The sequence below is a fragment of the Ochrobactrum sp. P6BSIII genome, assembly GCF_014138065.1.
GTDB lineage: Bacteria > Pseudomonadota > Alphaproteobacteria > Rhizobiales > Rhizobiaceae > Brucella.
Genome location: NZ_JACGXB010000001.1, coordinates 473,326 through 491,048, shown reverse-complemented (window position 1 = coordinate 491,048; position 17,723 = coordinate 473,326). Strand labels below are relative to the sequence as shown.

Here is a 17,723-nt window from a genome sequence, read left to right as displayed (position 1 = left end):
CCTAGGCTGGCAAGGTCTATCGAGAAAACACAGAGGAAGATGACTTCATGATGGCGAAGCAATCATCAGCCAGAGGTAGCGCGCGCGGCCAACCGCATGCGGCAAAGCCTGCTGGCTGGCGTCTGTCGCCTGCTGCTGAAGTCGAGGATGCCGAATTCGAAACCGTGCTGCCGGAGCGGCAAATGCCGGTCACGCCGCTCGCGCTGCCGGGTTTGAGCCTTTTTCACAAACAGGACCATCCAACGCTTTCGGTGAAAGCCGCCAGCGGCCCCGGAGCGGCCTATTGGATTCTGGTGGCCTTTTGCGCCACGACCGCTTTCTGGATGGCGGGCGGCTATACGATCATGACCAGCAAGTCATCGGATGTCGCAGCCGCTGCCTCGCCGTCCCTGCCACTTGCTCCCGCATTGAAAGTGACCGACATCACCACGAATATTGCTGAGCGCGCCGAAGGCAATGTGCTGAATGTCGGCGCCAGCATCAGCAATGAAAGTCGCGAGACACGGCTGCCCCCGGCACTGATCGTCAGTATCACCTATAGCGACGGACAAAAGCGCGAGCGCCTGCTGGAACCGGTGCGCACCAGCATCCGGCCCGGCGGTAATATCCGCTTCGAGACAATGCTGCCCGCGCTGCGCGGCACGATCGAGAAAGTCGATATACGGATGGCGAGCCCGGCCTGATTACCGGGCGCAGACCGCCTGTAATTCTCGAAACCGCGGTTACTGCCAGCAGCCGAGATTGCGTCCCTTGAGATTGTGAGAATCGATATCGACGACAAGCTTCGGGTCCTGACGCAGCAGAACCATCGTCGTCCGCTGTTTCAAATCAATCTTCTGCCATCCAGCGCATTCGGTCGGCATCGGCGTGGAGTCGATCTTGACCTTTTCCGTCCATGCGGTCGCCGTGCAGCCCGACAGAACGGAAATCAGCGCCACTGCCACAGCACTGCCCAATAGGGCTTTCGATTCTCTGGTCTTCGGATGCGTGTTCAAACCGCAAACTCCCCGTCATGCTCTGCGACAGCCTTTGAAAATGGCTGTTCTTCGGTTGCGGGCCTGCCCCGTGCCTACCTTTCGCTTATAACGCGCACGCAGCGTTCTGCGCAATGACCCGACGACAGAAGACCATGGCCAAGGCTCCATTGCAAATGCGGCGCCGGTCAGGCCAGCGATGATGATCCCATCAACGCAGAAGCGCGATAGAGCGCTAAAAAAGCCGGCCTCTATTTTAACCAACGGGGCAAATGGATTATTTAAATGAATTCAATATTTTATGGGCTAAATTTATAAAATTCATAATATAATTGGGATAAATTTGCGCCTTTACTGTTAAAACGGTTCTAACAAGCAAAGCATAACAATCATTCTTTGCTTTCAACAATATTGCCGGAAGAATATGACAAGGATATAGTTTTTTGTCATCTGATTCGCTTACGGCCAGTTTCACTACACCAACCTTGGGGATTTCCATGTTGAATAAACTATCGGCTGAGTTTTTCGGAACTTTCTGGCTGGTTTTCGGCGGCTGCGGTAGCGCGGTGCTCGCTGCGGCTTTTCCTGAACTTGGCATCGGCTTCCTTGGCGTCGCCTTTGCTTTCGGTCTCACCGTCCTGACCATGGCTTATGCTGTGGGCGGCATTTCCGGCGGTCACTTCAATCCGGCTGTATCACTCGGCCTCGTGATCGGCGGCAGACTTCCGGCAAAGGACCTCATTCCTTACTGGATCGCACAGGTTCTGGGCGCCATCGTTGCGGCGGCAGTACTCTATCTGATCGCTTCGGGGAAAAGCGGTTTTACGGCTGGGGGCTTTGCTTCCAACGGTTATGGCGAATTGTCGCCTGGCGGCTATAGCCTGACATCGGCCCTGCTGATCGAAGTCGTCCTGACGGCGTTCTTCATCATCATCATTCTGGGTTCGACCTCGTCGATTGCTCCGGCAGGTTTTGCGCCGATCGCTATCGGTCTTGGCCTGACCCTCATCCACCTGATCTCGATCCCGGTGACCAATACATCGGTCAACCCGGCTCGCTCGACCGGCGTTGCGCTCTTCGCTGACACAGCTGCACTCAGCCAGCTCTGGCTGTTCTGGGTCGCACCTTTGGTCGGCGCAGCACTCGGCGCGATCATCTGGAAAGGCCTGCTTGGCAAAGATTGATCCGCCCTCCCGGATCGACTAGGCCGGCTTCATGTCGGCCTTTTTTTATTTGAAGATTTTTCGCCCCTAGTGGATTGAATCTGACGTTTGAATCCCGACTGACATAGATGCTGTTTCAAACGTCAAATTCGAAAAATCCACTAGATACTTATACTTGCTAGTGGTCTGATTCCAACATTTGCTCAGCGCTTGAACCGAAGGACGCAAATGTTGGAATCAGACCTCTAGAAACAGGGGCGAAACATTTGCCACCAAAAAAGTGATTCCGATCATGGGAAGGATGCTGTAAGTAACAAGCATCTTTCCTCTCGATGTCTTGAGCAATGTCCCCCTCAACTGATGCTTCTTCTGCGGATCGCTACGCAGCATTCCGCCACTCGTCATTCAAGAAATACTGGGGCGCGCGCTTTCTGAGCGCCTTCGCGGTGCAGATTGTCAGCGTTTCGGTCGGCTGGCAGATTTATGACCAGACCCGCGATGCCTTCAATCTGGGCATGGTCGGGCTGGTGCAGTTTCTGCCTGCATTGCTGCTTGTTCTGGTGACCGGCGCAACAGCCGACCGTTTCGGCAGACGCCTGATCATGGGGCTGTCGCTGGTTCTGGAAGCTGTCGTCACGGCTTTGCTGCTCTCACTGACGCTGGCGGGCCTGTTCGAGCCGATGACCGTGTTTGCCTGCCTTCTGCTCTTCGGTATCGCACGCGCCTTCCTCGGACCGTCCTCGGCATCGCTCGTCGTGAACCTCGTTCCAACCGAAGACTTTGCAAATGCGGTATCGTGGAATTCGTCTGCCTGGCAGGTCGCAACCATTGTCGGCCCGGTTGCTGGCGGTTTGCTCTATGGCATCTCGCCGGTTGCGGCCTATTGTGTGGCCACAATCTTCCTGATCGCGGCTGCGGTTCTCACCTTCTCTATCCCGAAACCGAAACAGCACACGCTGACGGAAGAGCGCTCCATGTCGAGCATGCTCGCCGGCTTCCGCTATATCTGGAAGGAAAAGATCGTTCTGGGTGCGATCTCGCTCGATCTTTTTGCGGTGCTGCTCGGCGGTACGGTCGCACTATTGCCGATCTATGCGCGGGATATTCTCGATCTCGGTCCGTGGGGGCTTGGCCTGCTGCGTTCAGCACCCGGCATCGGCGCGGTTCTGACCGCAATCTGGCTGGCCGGTCATCCGATCCGCGATCATGCGGGCCGCGTGATGTTCGTGTTCGTCGCGTTTTTCGGCCTGTTCAACATCATTTTCGGTGTTTCAACACTGACCTGGCTTTCCGTCGTCGCACTGGCGCTGGCGGGTGCTGCCGATATGATCAGCGTCTATATTCGCGAAACGCTGATGCAGCTCTGGACGCCGGATCATGTTCGCGGACGCGTCAATGCCGTGAATATGGTTTTCGTCGGCGCGTCGAACGAACTGGGCGAATTCCGCGCGGGCCTGATGGCAGCGGCGCTCGGCGCGGTTCCGGCTGTGGTGATCGGCGGCGTCGGCTCCATCGCGGTCGCGATGATCTGGGCAGCCATGTTCCCGCAATTGCGCAAAGCCCGCCACTTGCAAGGGCGGACTTGATGATCAAAAGGGCGAGCTACGGCTCGCCTTTTCTATTTGTACCCGTGCCTGAAGAGCATTGCGGTCGTCTTCGCGGATGCCGATAAGCTCCGCGATACGCCATGTCACGTCCGCTTCCACTTCGCTGACATCGCCATCGGCATAGACCATTTCCCACATCAGCCCCACGAAATCGAGCCGCGCATTATAGTCGAGCTGGCGCTTGAGAACGGATGTGAAGCTTGAAAAATCGATGGCCTCGCTGTCGGCCACTTCGGCGGCCTTGATCAGCTTCTTCAGCGCATCGCCTTTGAGATTATATTTCAGCGACAGCATCGCCGCGAGCTTCTTGCGCTCGCTCTCACGCGTCTCGCCATCGACATCCATGATGTGGAACAGCAGGGCAGCTGCGGCAAGCTTGGGATCGTCATTGGAAATATCACCCTTGCGGTCACGAAAACCGTTGCCGGGCAGCTCCTTCAAAAATTCCAACAGACGATCGAACATTCACCCTCGCCAGACATATCAATACAGACGCACCCCATAGAGAAACGCTGCTCTTCATATCTGCGAACCTAACCGGGGAAACACGGCAGACAACGCGACAAACCGTCATGAAAGACGGTTCGCAGCAGATGACGCCGCCAGCGTTGTTTTTAAGCAACGCTTTGCTAAAGCGGAAGCGGCTTAAAAGAGCCGCAAGCCGCCCTGCGCCTTGCGTGGTGTACTGTTTTGATCCACACCTGGATCATCGACGACGAAATGACCGCGCTTGTCCTCGTCGTTACCATCATCAATGGGCGACGCATCAAGAGGCGGTTGCGGAATTTCATCGCGTTTCTGAGCAGGCGCGGGAGGGGAAGCTTTGACCGGTTCTGCGTCGGGAACGACCACTTCGGCCTCCACCACGTCGATTTGGGGAGCTGCTTTCACTCGCGCTTCGCGAGCAGGCGGTGTTACCACAACGGGCACTGGCGCTTTGTCATCGGGAATTGGCCCCTTGATCTCCGGCTCTTCCGCCTCAACAACCGGGGCAAGCTCGACCACCGGAACTTTCCATTCAAAACTGTTCAGGCGACCGGTGACCGGCGAGACCGGCGACCAGCGTTCCGACACATAACCATCGGCAGTCCAGGCGGGATCACGTGGCGCCTTGACGGCCCGGGCTAGCCACTGACGCACCTTGCCCTGATCGCCAGTCTCGGCTTCCTCAATATCGGCCAGCAGCAAATAGACGCTTTCCGTCGGACGCGCCCTCAGCACCTGATCGGCACTGTCGCGCGCTGCCTTGAAATCTCCGGCTTCATAAGCCGCGCGCGCCAGCACAAGACTGCCTTCGGCTGTGTTGGAACGCAGCGAAACCAGATGCCGCGCGCGTTTCAAACGGTCCTGCGCCGTGTCGCCAGCGCGGGCATAGACATAAGCGGAAGCGATATCCGGATGCGGGAAACGCTTCCATGCCGCTTCCAGAAGCTTGGAACCCTTGCGCACTTCGCCATCGCTAAACAGCGCCTGTGCGGCCACCACGGCGGCGGGCACCAGATCTGGCGCGAGCTTGTTTGCCTCCAGCGCCATGGTGCGTGCGTGGGCGTGATCCACATTCAGCGTTGCCATGGCCTTGGCCGTCAGCAGCGCGGCGCGCTCCTTCTTCACCGTATCTTTGCTGTGCGCCAGCGCCTGCTTGCGCGCCTCAACCAGCTTCAGCGCCCCGTCCCAATCGCCATCAGCGCAGAACTGGCCCATAACCGCAGATGACGCCCATTCTAGTTGCGGAGCTTGCTTGGCAGCTTCCGAAGCATAATGGCGTGCGGCTTCAATCGCACCAACGCGCTGGGCCTCAATGTAAAGCCCGCGCAGGCCCAGAAGCTTGGTTTCCGGATCTTCCAGCATGGCCTCAAACCCCTTGCGGGCATCGTCCGTGCGGCCTTCCAGCATCGCCGTCTGCGCTTCCAGAAGCTTGATGAGCGGCTCCTGATCGGAATTCAGCAATTTTCCAGCCTGCTTGGTCATGCGGCGCGCGGCCTCGGCATCGCCCGCACCGGCAGCGATGAGGCCGGTCGAAAGCGACTGATATCCACGGTCGCGCTTGCGCGCCCGGAAATGACGGCGCAGCGTGTAGGGCGACTGGATAATGCTCTTCACCAGCCACCACAAAAGCAGGATCGCCGCCACGATGGCCACGATACCGGCAACCGCAGTAATCAGCGGCACGTTATAGTGGTTGCCCGCGAAAACGACATCCAGCTCACCCGGACGATCGGCCAGCCATGCAAAGCCGAAACCAAGGGCCACAACGATCAGTAGATAGAATAAAACACGCAGCATCGGCCCGCCCCCTTAATTACCCGCTGGTGCCGCAGCGCCCGCGTCAGTCGGCGTCTTTGGCTTGAGGCTGTCCGCAACCAGACGCTGGATCAGCGCATCGGCATCGCGGCGCACTTTCATCTGGTTCGCAAATTCTCCCGAAACGGCTTTAGCATCGGCGGGCAGTTTCTCCCATTCACCGATGGCGCGTTCCAGATCACCTGCGTGGAGTGCGGCTTCCATGCGGGCAGTCGTCGGACCGACGCCCTCGCCTTCCACATTGCCCGCGACAGGGCGAACACTTACCAGCCCCTTGGCGCTGGCAACCAGCTGATCCCAAACACCCGCATCGGCGGGCAGCTTGTTTTCGGTCGCGACAATGCGATTGGCAACCGGGCCAAACCAGGCGTTTAGGTCGGCCACTGTCGGCACGCCCGTATCGGCAAATGGCTTGAGGCCCTCGACCGAACTATCCTGCGGCGCAAGTGAAGCATAAGTATCGAGTTCAACCTTGAACGAACCGCCACGATCAATGGCCGTCTTCAGCGCATTGGCCGCGATCAGCGCTGTCGCATCCGGCTGGCGGGCAGCTTCGCCGACCTTTGCCTGCAAGGAGGTCAGTTTTGATTCGAGCGAAGAAATTGTGCCGCTATTGCCCGAAACACCGGCTGCGGCCTGATCAGCCTGATTCTGGGCTGCCGACAATTTCGATTCCAGCGCGTCGAGACGTCCGGTCAGCGCTTCAATATCACCCGAAGCTGCACCTCCAGTCGCCTGCGGCAGTGTTTCGACCTGCTGCTGCAATTGCGTGAGGGTGCCCGCGACCGCTTCCGCCTTGATCTCTGCGGCCTGAACATTCTTCTGTAAATCGGCAAATTGCGTGCGGCTTGCCGCATCGAGCGGCGCAGGCGTTGGATTGGTGCGCAGATCGGCGATCTGCTGCTCCATCTGCGCCAGTTGCTCGGCAGTCACGCGCGCGCCGGGCGACGGAATGACATTACCCCATTGAAGCGCAAACATGCCGCCGAGCGCGATAACGCCACCGGCAATGCCGGCCAGAAGATGCGATGCACCGGATGTGGATTTCGGGCTGGAACCCTGATTGGCATTGCTGATTGGCGGCACAGTGCACGATGCGCTGGAGGTTGAACGCGGCTTTTCCGCTTCCGGCTTGACGCCTGCGGTAAAAGGCGGACTGGCGGCATTTGAGGTACTTGCAGCCGGTTTCGGTTCTGGCTTTGGCCCAGATTTCGTTTCGGCGGCTTTCGCCTCAGCGGGCTTGGTTGCTGTTGCTTGAGCAAAGTTGCCGACCGGCTCGGCGGGCGGAGTCGCCCTGGCTCCCGTCTGTTCATCGACACGCTTTACATCAGACGGATCGAGATTGATCGTCACGGGATTGCGGGCCGGTTTGGAATGTCGCGGGGTGCCGGATTTCGCCATGGGTCCTCTCGTAATCGTCGATTGCCTGCCGGTGACTCTATGTGACTCTAACAGATAAAATCCTCTGTCGCAGGAAGGTTGCGTCTAAAAGAGTCAAAGTTTGGAAAACAGGCGGAAAAGTCCTTTCTCGTCCGGCTGTTCTGCGACCAGCGCATTCGTCTGCCATTCGGCGGGCAGTTTTGCGGCCACACGCGCCGATATACACAAAAAACGGGTCTTTTCGTTAAAAGGCGGGGCAATCTCGCCCATCGCGGCGGTAAATTCTTCCGCCGCCACACCGGAATAGAGCATCACAGCCGCAAGCGGTTGCGTGCCCAATATGCGCTGAAGTTCATCACGCGAATAATCGATGGTTTCGATATCATAGACATCGCACACGGTCATATCGAGACCAGCTGCGGATACACGTTCTTCGAAAATCGGCTGGCGAACGCGCCCCGCCAGATAGAGAATGCGCGCGCCTTGCGGCAAAACCTTACGCATGGTTTCAGCAAGACGCACCGCATCACCGCCACCGTCGACCACATCGGTGAAGCCCGCCTCACACGCGCCGCGCGCCGTACCCTCGCCAACGGCGAAGAGCGGCATATCGCGTTGCGGCAAAGCATGCCCCGCATGGCGAAACGCATTGGCGCTTGTCACCGTCAATGCGTCGAAACGGGTATCAGGCAGGGAAAAAGCCATTGTGACCGTGCGGCTGAGCGGCAGAAGCACCGGCTCGAAACCCGCATCAGTGAGTTTCGCGGCGGTCAGCAGGGCCGCCGGTTCTGGCCTCGTCACCAGAACCCGCCTGCCTGCTATGGCTGCGCCCGGCCCGGTCAAGATCAATCCCAGTCGGTGAAGAAATGCGGACCGGCAGCGGCACGAACCTGACTTGCAGCCTCAATCCCAAGCGCCGCCGCTTCCGATGCCGTGCCGTCGAGCGTCACTTCATGCGCCTTTGTGCCATCGGGCGTCAGGATCATGCCATGGAAATGCACCTTGTCGCCGTCCACAGTGGCAAGCCCGGCAATCGGCGTGCGGCAGGAGCCGTCAAGCGCGCCCAAAAACGCGCGTTCGCAGGCAAGGGCTACCTGCGTGTCGCGATGCGCCAACGGTGCCAGCAGCTCATCAATGCGCGCATCGCCGATGCGGCTTTCAATACCGATGGCGCCCTGTCCCGGCGCGGGCGGGAAGGTCAGCGGATCCACCAGTTCGGTAATCGCTGCATCAAGGCCCAGCCGCTTCAGACCTGCACAGGCCAGAAAGGTTCCATCAACCTCGCCTGCTTCAAGTTTTCGCAAACGGGTATCGACATTGCCGCGATACATCACCACCTGAATGTCCGGGCGAAGGCGCCGGATCAGCGCCTGACGGCGCAGTGACGACGAACCAACGACGGCGCCCTGCGGCAAATCCATGAACCGCTTGGCCGTGCGACCGATGAAGGCATCGCGCGGGTCTTCGCGTTCGAGAAAGACGGAAAGATGCAAGCCTTCAGGCAAGACAGTCGGCATATCCTTGGTCGAATGAACGGCGAGATCGATACGTCCGTCCTTCAGCGCCTGCTCGATTTCCTCGGTGAAAAGCCCCTTGCCGCCGACTTCCGAGAGCGGGCGGTCCTGAATGCGGTCGCCCGCCGTGGACATGGGCAAAATCTCGATTGCCTCTTCCGGCAAGCCATGCGCTTCCATCAGGCGGCGACGCGTCTCGTGAGCTTGAGCCAGAGCCAGCTTGCTACCGCGTGTGCCAATCTTCAAGGATGGTGTTTGCATATTGCGTCGTCCATGGTACCGGGTTGCTTGACGTATCAGAAATATGAGACTGGCAGGGTCTAACCGCAAATGCGCATTCTTGGAATAGAAACCAGTTGCGACGAAACAGCCGCCGCTATCGTTGAACGCAACGATAAGGGTGAAGGCCGTATTCTGTCCAATGTGGTTCTGAGCCAGATCGCCGAACACGAGCCTTATGGCGGCGTTGTGCCGGAAATTGCGGCACGCGCACATGTCGAGGCGCTGGACCGGCTGGTCGCGCGCGCCTTGCAGGATGCGGATATGCAGCTCGATGATGTGGATGCCGTGGCAGCCACCGCCGGTCCCGGCCTGATCGGTGGGCTGATCGTCGGCCTGATGACGGCCAAGGCGCTCGCCATGGCTGCGCAAAAGCCGTTCTATGCTGTAAACCATCTCGAAGGCCACGCGCTGACGGCGCGGCTGACCGACAAGCTCGAATTTCCCTATCTGCTGCTGCTGGTTTCGGGTGGTCACACGCAGATGGTGCTGGTGCGCGGACTTAATGATTATGAGCGCCTCGGCACCACGATTGATGATGCGCTGGGTGAAGCCTTCGACAAGACGGCGAAGCTTCTCGGCCTGCCTTATCCCGGCGGTCCGGCGGTTGAGCGCATGGCGCTTCAGGGCGATCCCAAGCGCTTTGCCCTGCCCCGACCGCTGAAAGGCGAAGCGCGGCTCGATTTTTCATTTTCCGGTCTCAAGACCGCCGTGCGCCAGACGGCAAGCGAACTGGTGCCGCTCAGCGATCAGGATGTCGCCGATATTTGCGCCTCGTTTCAGGCCGCAGTGGCCGATACGCTTGCCGACCGGGTCGGACGTTCGCTCGAACGTTTCAAGGCAGAATTTCCGGACTGCGCGACACCGTCGCTGGTGGTCGCGGGCGGTGTGGCCGCCAACAAGACCTTGCGAGCTTCGCTGGAGCAGCTCTGCGCCAGACACGGCTTCAGCTTTATCGCACCGCCGCTCAATCTTTGCACCGACAATGCAGCGATGATCGCCTGGGCTGGAGCCGAGCATGCCGCAACCAAAATGCCGGATTCGCTTGCCATCGCGCCGCGCTCGCGCTGGCCGCTCGATGAAAAATCCGCGCCGCTGATCGGCACGGGACGGCGCGGAGCCAAAGCATGAGCGGTCGCACGAAGATCGCCGTTCTCGGTGGCGGCGCATGGGGCACGGCGCTTGCTGCCATGGCGGCGACCAGCGGCCACGAAGCCTGGCTTTACGCCCGTGTTACGGACACGGTCGCAGCGATCAACGAAAACCGACGCAACCCGCGCTATCTGGGCGACATCGAACTGCCAGCCGGTATTCGCGCCAGCACCAAGGCTTCCGATGTTGTGACCGGTGCTGACGCCGTTTTGGCGGTAGTCCCGGCACAGGCAATGCGCGTGGGCCTCTCCGAACTGAGCGGCCTCATTCCACAGTCCGCGCCCGTCGTTCTTTGCGCCAAGGGAATTGAACGCGGCACCGGACGCCTGATGTCGGAAGTGGTGGCGGAAGTTTTGCCGAACCACCGCATCGCTGCCCTTTCCGGCCCAAGTTTTGCAACCGATGTTGCACGCGGCCTGCCAACGGCTGTGACGGTTGCCTGTGAAGATGCAGACACAGCCGACAAGCTGGCAGCTCTTCTTTCTGGTCCAGCTTTTCGCTGCTATTCGACCACCGATCTTAAAGGCGTCGAGATTGGCGGCGCTTTGAAAAACGTTCTGGCGATTGCCGCTGGCGCCGCTGTCGGACGCGGCTATGGTGCGAGCGCGCAAGCAGCGCTCGTCACACGCGGCTTCGCGGAACTGCGCCGTATCGGACAAGCCATGGGCGCAAAGCCGGAAACCATCATGGGGCTCTCCGGCCTCGGCGATCTGATGCTGACATGCTCATCATCACAATCGCGCAACTATTCCTACGGTCTTGCGCTGGGACGCGGCGAAGACCTGACCAACCGGCCTCTGGCCGAAGGTGTCGCTACCGCGCCTATTGCTGCGGAACTGTGCGAAAAGCACGGCATTTCTGCACCCATCATCGATGCGGTTGGCGCTTTGCTCAGCGGGAAGATCACCATCGATGAGGCTGTAACCAGTCTCATCAACCGACCACTCAAGACCGAAGACTAGAGGACCAGACGATGCTTTTTGCACTTCTCTGCAACGACAAGCCCGACCATTTGCAGGTGCGCCTCGATACGCGCCCGACGCATCTCGAATATCTTACGAGCCTTGGCGATGTGCTGAAGTTTGCCGGTCCCTTCCTCGGCGAAGACGGCAAGCCAAATGGCAGCCTTCTCGTTGTCGAAGCTGAAGACAAGGCCGCAGCGGCCGCCATCGGCGCCAATGATCCCTATGCGAAAGCTGGTCTGTTTCAGGACGTCACCGTACGCCCGTGGAACTGGACGTTCAAAAATCCTGCCAACGCCTAAGGCTTAAGCACCGGGGAACACGCAATGGCATACTGGCTGTTCAAGTCCGAACCGTTCAAATGGTCATGGGAAATGCAAAAGGCCCGTGGCGAAAAGGGCGAGCAATGGGATGGTGTGCGCAATTATCTGGCGCGCAACAACATGCGCGCCATGAAAATCGGCGACAAAGGCTTTTTCTATCATTCCAATGAAGGGCTCGAAGTGGTCGGCATTGTCGAGGTTTGCGCTTTGTCGCACCCCGACAGCACCACCGATGATCCGCGCTGGGACTGTGTAGACATCAAGGCCGTCCGCGATGTGCCGAAGCCTGTTACGCTGAAGGACGTCAAGGCGAACCCTAAGCTTGAGAACATGGCGCTTGTCACCTCCATGCGCCTGTCTGTGCAGCCGGTGACCGAAGACGAATGGATCGAAGTCTGCCGCATGGGCGGCCTCGACGCCAAAGACATCTGAGACCAGCAACCGATGCTCGATCCGGCGGAAACCAGCACGCGCAGCTTCATTCTGGCCAATACCGGCCTGCAAGCACCACCGCATGTGCCGGAAATCCGCCTGCATCTGGCTGACGAAGCGCACGACCTCTGGCACAAGACAGAGGAAGAACTGGCCACAATCGGCCTGCCGCCGCCCTTCTGGGCCTTTGCCTGGGCGGGCGGTCAGGGCGTGGCGCGCTATATTCTCGACTATCCGAAAACCGTAAGCGGCAAGACTGTGCTGGATTTTGCGTCCGGCTCAGGTCTTGTCGCCATCGCGGCCATGAAGGCTGGTGCGAATAGCGTCCTCGCTTCGGATATCGATCCCTTCGCGCTCCCGGCAATCGATATCAACGCCACGGCCAACGGCGTGGCGGTGACCGCAAGCCTTGAAGATCTCATCGGCACCGATTACGGCTGGGATGTGGTTCTGGCAGGCGATGTCTTCTATGAGAAGGCGCTGGCCGATCGGCTTATTCCATGGTTCGCAAAACTGGCGGAACGCGGCGCTGAGATCATTGTCGGCGATCCGGGCCGCTCCTATCTACCGAAAGAGCGCTTGCGGCAGCTTGCCGTCTACACCGTGCCCGTGACGCGTGCGCTGGAAGATTCCGAGGTCAAGCGCACAACCGTCTGGGCATTCATTTAGACGCACATCTTATCCGAAAACCGTTTCACACTTTTCGGGATGTGCTTTTGCTTAAGCAAAGCGTTTCGCTCCCGCGACGCAGAGCACGACAATCCCCGCTGTCGCGACCATGCCCATGCTGACGGGTTCGCCCGCAATGCCCGCCGCCAGCATCAAGCCGAAAAACGGTTGCAAAAGCTGAAGCTGACCGACCGTCGCAGCGCCGCCTTGCGCCAGCCCGCGATACCAGAAGAAAAAGCCGATTAGCATCGAGAACAGCGAAACATAGACCAGTCCGCCCCAGGCCATGGCCCCAATCCCCGCCCATGTTTCAGGACGCATGAGAATGGTCAGCGGCAGCATGATCGGCAGCGAGAAAACCAGCGCCCAGCAAATGACCTGCCAGCCGCCGAGCCTGCGGGACAGGCTCGCACCTTCCGCATAGCCAAGCCCGCAAACAATGATCGCGCCCAGCATCAGCACATCGCCTAGGAAAGTCGACTGGCTGCCCTGCCCGTAAGCGTAGGACGCGACGATAGCGCCGCCCACGATCGAAAATAGCCAGAACAGCGGACGCGGACGCTCGCCGCCGCGCAGCACCGCAAATACCGCCGTTGAAAGCGGCAGCAGCCCGATGAAGACAATCGCATGGGCAGAGGTCATATGTTGCAGCGCGATGCCCGTCAGCAGCGGAAAGCCGACCACGACGCCCAGCGCCACGACAATGAGTGAAATGACATCGCTCTTGCGCGGAAACGGTTCACGGAATGCCAGCAGCAGCGCCATGCCCAGCAGTCCGGCAATCGACGCGCGTGCCAGTGTCAGAAAAGTCGGATCGATATCGATGACGGCAAGACGGGTCGCGGGTAGCGAGCCTGAGAAAATCAGCACACCGAGAAATCCATTCAACCACCCGGCCGTCTTGTTACCCACGGTCTGGCTAACAACCACCTTGTTCCCAACATTCTCGCGCATGTGTCTTTTCAGCTTTCAACAAAATCGTCTATGAATTTTGCGGACAATGCCGCGAACTTGCCGAAATAATCAGAGACAGTTACCGGACAATTCTGGCAAACTGTACTGGTACGAAAGAGAGTACAGATGATATCGACGGGCTTATTGCGCAGCCTGGAAGCCGTAGAAGCCGCCTATGCGGGCGTCGATAACGCGCGCGGCGATGAAAACGCTGCTGCGGAGAAGACCTCGCTCGTCGAAAAAGTCATGTCCATTATCCGTGGACGGATTGCGGCCATGAGCCTTGCGCCCGGCGCCCGACTGCCATCGATCCGTCGGCTTGCCGGGACGATGGACGTTTCCAAATCGACCGTTGTCGAAGCCTATGACCGGCTGGTCGCCGAAGGCATCATCCAGTCACGCCGCGGCGCGGGCTTCTATGTGTCGGAACGGGCGCGCCAGCCCTTTTCGCTGGCCACGACCACACCGCATAAGGACCGGCAGATCGATCCATTCTGGGTCATGCGCCAATCGCTGGAAACCGAAGGCAAGACATTGAAGCCCGGCTGCGGCTGGCTGCCGGATGAATGGCTGCCGCTTGAAGGCATCCGCCGCGCGCTCCGCGCCATTGCTCGCGACGAGCGCAGCGATCTCGCCACCTATGGCGAACCGCTCGGCTTCCGTCCGCTGCGCAGCCACCTCGCGCACCGGCTGGCGGAACAGGGCATGGATATTTCCGGTGGCGAGATAATGCTGACCGATTCCGGCACGCAGGCCATCGATCTCATTTGCCGCTTTCTGCTTCAGCCGGGCGACACCGTGCTGGTGGACGATCCCTGCTATTTCAATTTTCAGGCCGTGCTGCTGACCCATCGCGTCAAGCTGATCGGCGTCCCCTATACACATAGCGGCCCGGACCTCGAAGCCTTCGCCAAGGCAGCCGCCGAACATGCGCCGAAACTCTATATTTCCAATGCAGGGCTGCAAAACCCGACCGGCGGCGTCATGTCGCCCGCAACCGCGCATCGCCTGCTGAAACTTGCGGAAGCCCATGGCATCATTCTCGTCGAGGATAATATTTTCGGCGATTTTCATCCCTCACCAGCACCGCTGCTGGCGGAACTCGACGGGTTCGAACGTGTTCTGCACATTGGCAGCTTCTCCAAGACCCTCTCGGCTGCGGCCCGTGTCGGCTATATTGCCGGGCGCAGCGACTGGATCGACGGCCTCACCGATTTGAAGCTGGCCACCACCTTCGGCGGCAATTCGATTTCAGCACAAGTCGTCCACGCGCTTCTGACCGACGGCACCTATCGCCGCCACATCGAAGGCATGCGCGCCAAGCTGGCCGATGCCATGACGCTGACCGCCAAGCGCCTGAAAGCCGCAGGACTTGAACTCTGGAACGAACCGCAAGGCGGCATGTTTCTCTGGGCGCGCCTGCCGGACGGCATGGACTCCGGCATCATTGCCAGACACGCTCTCGACAAGGGTGTCGTTCTGGCTCCGGGTGATGTGTTCAGCCCGTCACGGACCGCAAGTTCCTATTTGCGCTTCAATGTGGCACAATCGACTGACCCCGCTGTTTTCACGGTTCTGCAAGAAGCGATGAAAATCACCGAACGCTAAATCCACCCACAACATTAGCCTTCCCGCGTCGAAAACAATTTCAAGCAAAAGACGCACAGTCATGCGGACGGCTGTCGTTATACTCTTGCGACTGTCTTGGAGGAGACATCGCGTATTTGTGTGTGTGGCATAACTCGGACAGCCACAACACGATTGCGCAGGGAGAACGGAGAGGGCAGACTGGTCTAAACCCGTCTGCCGGGAGGGAGTAGCATTGAATACGCACCTGTCCGGGGCGGATGCAGTTTCGCGCCCCGAAGATGAAAAACTGTCGGTTGCTGCCAACATTGCCTATGGTTTTCAGCATGTGCTGACCATGTATGGCGGCATTGTCGCGGTTCCACTGATTATCGGTCAGGCCGCAGGGCTGAGTCCCAGCGAAGTTGGGCTTCTCATCACGGCTTCGCTCTTTGCAGGCGGTGTCGCCACCGTACTGCAAACCATCGGCATTCCCTTTTTCGGATGCCAGTTGCCGCTCGTGCAGGGCGTGTCCTTTGCCGGTGTCGCCACGATGGTGGCCATCGTCACATCCAGCGGTAGCGGCGAAGCGGGGCTGCAAGTCGTCCTTGGCTCCGTCATGGCAGCGGCTTTTATCGGCTTTCTGATAACGCCGATTTTCTCACGCATTACGCGCTTCTTTCCACCGCTCGTGACGGGCATCGTCATTACAACCATCGGCCTGACGCTGATGCCTGTTGCCGCCCGCTGGGCGATGGGCGGTAACAGCAATGCGCCCGACTTCGGCAGCATGTCCAATATCGGCCTCGCTGGATTGACGCTGGCGCTTGTGCTTGTCTTGAGCAAAATCGGAAGCGCCACAATTTCCCGCCTGTCCATCCTGCTTGCCATGGTGTGCGGCACGCTGATCGCCTGGGCGCTCGGCATGACGGATTTTTCGAGAGTCAGCGAAGGCCCGGTCATGGCTTTCCCGGAAATCTTCCATTTCGGAATGCCGGTGTTCAGCATCGCCGCGACCATTTCCATGTTCATCGTCATTCTGGTGACTTTGGTGGAAACATCCGCCGATATTCTGGCGGTAGGCGATATCATCGGCACCAAGGTCGATTCCCGCAGGCTCGGCAACGGACTGCGTGCCGACATGGCATCAAGCATTCTTGCCCCGGTCTTTGGCTCGTTCACACAAAGCGCTTTTGCGCAGAATGTCGGCCTTGTGGCGGTAACAGGTGTGAAAAGCCGCTTTGTCGTCGCGACCGGCGGTCTCATTCTCGTGGCGCTTGGCCTGTTGCCGGTGATGGGGCGCGTGATTGCCTGCGTTCCGCCAGCGGTTCTGGGCGGTGCAGGCATCGTGCTTTTCGGCACAGTTGCGGCCAGCGGTATTCGCACGCTGTCGAAGGTCGATTATCAGAACAATGTCAATCTGATCATCGTGGCGACCTCCATCGGTTTCGGCATGATCCCGATTGCCGCGCCGCAGTTCTATCATCAGTTTCCGGCCTGGTTTGAAACCATCTTCCATTCCGGCATCAGCTCGGCTGCGCTGATGGCCATCTTGCTGAACCTGATGTTCAATGAATTCAAGACCGGCAATTCCGATCAAATGTCTGTGTTCTCGGAAGGAACCGAGCGCATCATCCGCCATCACCACATCGCCGAACTGCATGATGGCGACTATGTCCTCGGCGGAAAGCTCTATGATGTGCAGGGCAATGAAGTGAAAGTCGTTCCCGCACCGGCACACTGACGGATCGAAACTATCGCAGGACGCGAACCACCGTTCGATCCGATAAATGCGGCAAGAGGCGCGCCATGTCGGCGCGCTTCAATGCGATACAGCCCTCGGTCGGTGTATAGCCGGGCCTTGCAAGGTGGAAGAAAATGGCGCTGCCGCAGCCGCGACGGCGCGGTACGATATTCCAGTCCATCACAATGCAGACATCGTAGAGATCGTCCTTGCGCCACATATCTTCGTGACTGGCCTTGTAAGGCAGCGGTACCGGCCGGTTATAATTGCGGTCTCCCGGTGCGTCGCACCAACCGTCCAGACGACGGATTCTACGCAACGGCAGCTGCGTTATCGGCAGAGTTCCCTTATCGCCACGGCGATATCCGTAGAGCAGACGCATGGCGGTCAAAGGCGTTGCGCCGTCGCCCTCGCGCTTGAAAGCGCTGATGCCCCCCTTGCCAAGCGCGCATTCCAGCACCAGATTGCCAGCAGTAAGCAGCCCGCGAGTCTTGTGGCCCGGCTTGGCCCGAACATTGATGATGCCGACCCCACGGCTTCCTTGGTATCTGGTCACGCCCCCGCCTCCATTTTCAGTTTTCGGGCAAAACATGTTTACAATCCGCCCCTGAAGCCGGTGAAAGCATGATTCGCGTTTCGCCGCTTCAACTTCTGGCCATTAAGTGTCATAAAACACGAAGAGCCATATTTAAATCAAAGAGTA

At 59.0% G+C, this 17,723-nt stretch carries 18 protein-coding genes; 10 read left to right on the top strand and 8 right to left on the bottom strand.

Features of this window, described 5'->3' with window-relative positions; genetic code table 11:
- The first annotated feature begins 47 nt into the window (after positions 1 to 47).
- Positions 48 to 683, top strand: coding sequence for a hypothetical protein (locus FHW00_RS02240; protein WP_078337524.1), 636 nt, complete (start codon positions 48 to 50; stop codon positions 681 to 683).
- Positions 684 to 722: 39 nt separating this feature from the next.
- On the opposite strand, the gene FHW00_RS02235 is transcribed toward FHW00_RS02240, so the two are convergent.
- Positions 723 to 956 carry a hypothetical protein gene (locus FHW00_RS02235; protein ID WP_374843078.1) on the bottom strand — a complete coding sequence of 78 codons (234 nt, stop codon included), beginning with the start codon at positions 954 to 956 and terminating at the stop codon, positions 723 to 725.
- A 515-nt stretch (positions 957 to 1,471) separates the two neighbouring features.
- Between FHW00_RS02235 and aqpZ the strand changes: the two genes are divergently transcribed.
- Both aqpZ and FHW00_RS02225 read left to right on the top strand, forming a co-directional pair.
- Complete coding sequence (aqpZ, locus tag FHW00_RS02230) at positions 1,472 to 2,158, top strand: aquaporin Z (RefSeq protein ID WP_078337526.1); 687 nt, start codon at positions 1,472 to 1,474, stop codon at positions 2,156 to 2,158.
- Between the two features lie 323 nt (positions 2,159 to 2,481).
- On the top strand, positions 2,482 to 3,723 hold the full coding sequence (locus FHW00_RS02225) for an MFS transporter (protein ID WP_078337527.1): 1,242 nt from the start codon (positions 2,482 to 2,484) through the stop codon (positions 3,721 to 3,723).
- Between the two features lie 3 nt (positions 3,724 to 3,726).
- Here the strand turns inward: FHW00_RS02225 and FHW00_RS02220 are convergent, their stop codons facing one another.
- From FHW00_RS02220 to hemC, 5 genes are all read right to left on the bottom strand, one after another.
- Positions 3,727 to 4,209: a tellurite resistance TerB family protein gene (locus FHW00_RS02220; protein WP_078337528.1), complete on the bottom strand. Its 483-nt coding sequence runs from the start codon at positions 4,207 to 4,209 to the stop codon at positions 3,727 to 3,729.
- A 180-nt stretch (positions 4,210 to 4,389) separates the two neighbouring features.
- Positions 4,390 to 6,027: a heme biosynthesis protein HemY gene (locus tag FHW00_RS02215; protein WP_078337529.1), complete on the bottom strand. Its 1,638-nt coding sequence runs from the start codon at positions 6,025 to 6,027 to the stop codon at positions 4,390 to 4,392.
- A 12-nt stretch (positions 6,028 to 6,039) separates the two neighbouring features.
- Positions 6,040 to 7,446 carry a COG4223 family protein gene (locus tag FHW00_RS02210; protein WP_078337530.1) on the bottom strand — a complete coding sequence of 469 codons (1,407 nt, stop codon included), beginning with the start codon at positions 7,444 to 7,446 and terminating at the stop codon, positions 6,040 to 6,042.
- Between the two features lie 93 nt (positions 7,447 to 7,539).
- Positions 7,540 to 8,268 carry a uroporphyrinogen-III synthase gene (locus FHW00_RS02205; RefSeq protein ID WP_078337531.1) on the bottom strand — a complete coding sequence of 243 codons (729 nt, stop codon included), beginning with the start codon at positions 8,266 to 8,268 and terminating at the stop codon, positions 7,540 to 7,542.
- Positions 8,269 to 8,270: 2 nt separating this feature from the next.
- A complete protein-coding gene (gene hemC / locus FHW00_RS02200) occupies positions 8,271 to 9,200 on the bottom strand; it encodes a hydroxymethylbilane synthase (protein ID WP_078337532.1) in 930 nt (309 codons plus the stop codon).
- Between the two features lie 69 nt (positions 9,201 to 9,269).
- Between hemC and tsaD the strand changes: the two genes are divergently transcribed.
- The 5 genes from tsaD to FHW00_RS02175 are packed head-to-tail and all read left to right on the top strand — an operon-like array spanning position 9,270 to position 12,756.
- On the top strand, positions 9,270 to 10,349 hold the full coding sequence (tsaD, locus tag FHW00_RS02195; RefSeq protein WP_113533785.1) for a tRNA (adenosine(37)-N6)-threonylcarbamoyltransferase complex transferase subunit TsaD: 1,080 nt from the start codon (positions 9,270 to 9,272) through the stop codon (positions 10,347 to 10,349).
- Complete coding sequence (locus FHW00_RS02190; protein WP_078337533.1) at positions 10,346 to 11,332, top strand: NAD(P)H-dependent glycerol-3-phosphate dehydrogenase; 987 nt, start codon at positions 10,346 to 10,348, stop codon at positions 11,330 to 11,332. The genes tsaD and FHW00_RS02190 overlap by 4 nt, the downstream gene beginning before the upstream one ends.
- 11 nt (positions 11,333 to 11,343) lie before the next feature.
- Positions 11,344 to 11,634, top strand: a complete 291-nt coding sequence (locus tag FHW00_RS02185; protein WP_078337534.1) for a YciI-like protein — start codon at positions 11,344 to 11,346, stop codon at positions 11,632 to 11,634.
- Between the two features lie 24 nt (positions 11,635 to 11,658).
- Positions 11,659 to 12,087, top strand: a complete 429-nt coding sequence (locus FHW00_RS02180) for an EVE domain-containing protein (protein ID WP_078337535.1) — start codon at positions 11,659 to 11,661, stop codon at positions 12,085 to 12,087.
- Between the two features lie 12 nt (positions 12,088 to 12,099).
- Complete coding sequence (locus FHW00_RS02175; protein ID WP_078337536.1) at positions 12,100 to 12,756, top strand: class I SAM-dependent methyltransferase; 657 nt, start codon at positions 12,100 to 12,102, stop codon at positions 12,754 to 12,756.
- Between the two features lie 51 nt (positions 12,757 to 12,807).
- Here FHW00_RS02175 and FHW00_RS02170 read toward each other — a convergent pair whose 3' ends face one another.
- The gene (locus tag FHW00_RS02170; RefSeq protein WP_078337537.1) at positions 12,808 to 13,710 is read right to left on the bottom strand and encodes a DMT family transporter; all 903 of its coding nucleotides are present in this window, start codon (positions 13,708 to 13,710) and stop codon (positions 12,808 to 12,810) included.
- A gap of 126 nt (positions 13,711 to 13,836) precedes the next feature.
- Here FHW00_RS02170 and FHW00_RS02165 point away from each other — a divergent pair, with 126 nt between their 5' ends.
- Positions 13,837 to 15,318, top strand: coding sequence for an aminotransferase-like domain-containing protein (locus FHW00_RS02165; RefSeq protein WP_078337538.1), 1,482 nt, complete (start codon positions 13,837 to 13,839; stop codon positions 15,316 to 15,318).
- A gap of 214 nt (positions 15,319 to 15,532) precedes the next feature.
- Positions 15,533 to 17,020 (top strand): nucleobase:cation symporter-2 family protein, encoded by a 1,488-nt coding sequence (locus FHW00_RS02160; protein ID WP_078337539.1) that lies wholly within the window; start codon positions 15,533 to 15,535, stop codon positions 17,018 to 17,020.
- Between the two features lie 10 nt (positions 17,021 to 17,030).
- Here FHW00_RS02160 and FHW00_RS02155 read toward each other — a convergent pair whose 3' ends face one another.
- Entirely contained in the window at positions 17,031 to 17,612 is a 582-nt protein-coding gene (locus FHW00_RS02155) for a L,D-transpeptidase family protein (RefSeq protein WP_210276416.1), read from the bottom strand.
- Positions 17,613 to 17,723: the final 111 nt, after the last annotated feature.

Coding starts and splice junctions, on each gene's coding strand:
- FHW00_RS02155 (WP_210276416.1), bottom strand. CDS start 17,612: ATGTTTTGCCCGAAAACTGAAAATGGAGGCGGGGGCGTGACCAGATAC.
- FHW00_RS02225 (WP_078337527.1), top strand. CDS start 2,482: ATGTCCCCCTCAACTGATGCTTCTTCTGCGGATCGCTACGCAGCATTC.
- FHW00_RS02185 (WP_078337534.1), top strand. CDS start 11,344: ATGCTTTTTGCACTTCTCTGCAACGACAAGCCCGACCATTTGCAGGTG.
- tsaD (WP_113533785.1), top strand. CDS start 9,270: ATGCGCATTCTTGGAATAGAAACCAGTTGCGACGAAACAGCCGCCGCT.
- FHW00_RS02170 (WP_078337537.1), bottom strand. CDS start 13,710: ATGCGCGAGAATGTTGGGAACAAGGTGGTTGTTAGCCAGACCGTGGGT.
- FHW00_RS02165 (WP_078337538.1), top strand. CDS start 13,837: ATGATATCGACGGGCTTATTGCGCAGCCTGGAAGCCGTAGAAGCCGCC.
- FHW00_RS02190 (WP_078337533.1), top strand. CDS start 10,346: ATGAGCGGTCGCACGAAGATCGCCGTTCTCGGTGGCGGCGCATGGGGC.
- FHW00_RS02220 (WP_078337528.1), bottom strand. CDS start 4,209: ATGTTCGATCGTCTGTTGGAATTTTTGAAGGAGCTGCCCGGCAACGGT.
- FHW00_RS02175 (WP_078337536.1), top strand. CDS start 12,100: ATGCTCGATCCGGCGGAAACCAGCACGCGCAGCTTCATTCTGGCCAAT.
- hemC (WP_078337532.1), bottom strand. CDS start 9,200: ATGCAAACACCATCCTTGAAGATTGGCACACGCGGTAGCAAGCTGGCT.
- aqpZ (WP_078337526.1), top strand. CDS start 1,472: ATGTTGAATAAACTATCGGCTGAGTTTTTCGGAACTTTCTGGCTGGTT.
- FHW00_RS02215 (WP_078337529.1), bottom strand. CDS start 6,027: ATGCTGCGTGTTTTATTCTATCTACTGATCGTTGTGGCCCTTGGTTTC.
- FHW00_RS02240 (WP_078337524.1), top strand. CDS start 48: ATGATGGCGAAGCAATCATCAGCCAGAGGTAGCGCGCGCGGCCAACCG.
- FHW00_RS02210 (WP_078337530.1), bottom strand. CDS start 7,446: ATGGCGAAATCCGGCACCCCGCGACATTCCAAACCGGCCCGCAATCCC.
- FHW00_RS02180 (WP_078337535.1), top strand. CDS start 11,659: ATGGCATACTGGCTGTTCAAGTCCGAACCGTTCAAATGGTCATGGGAA.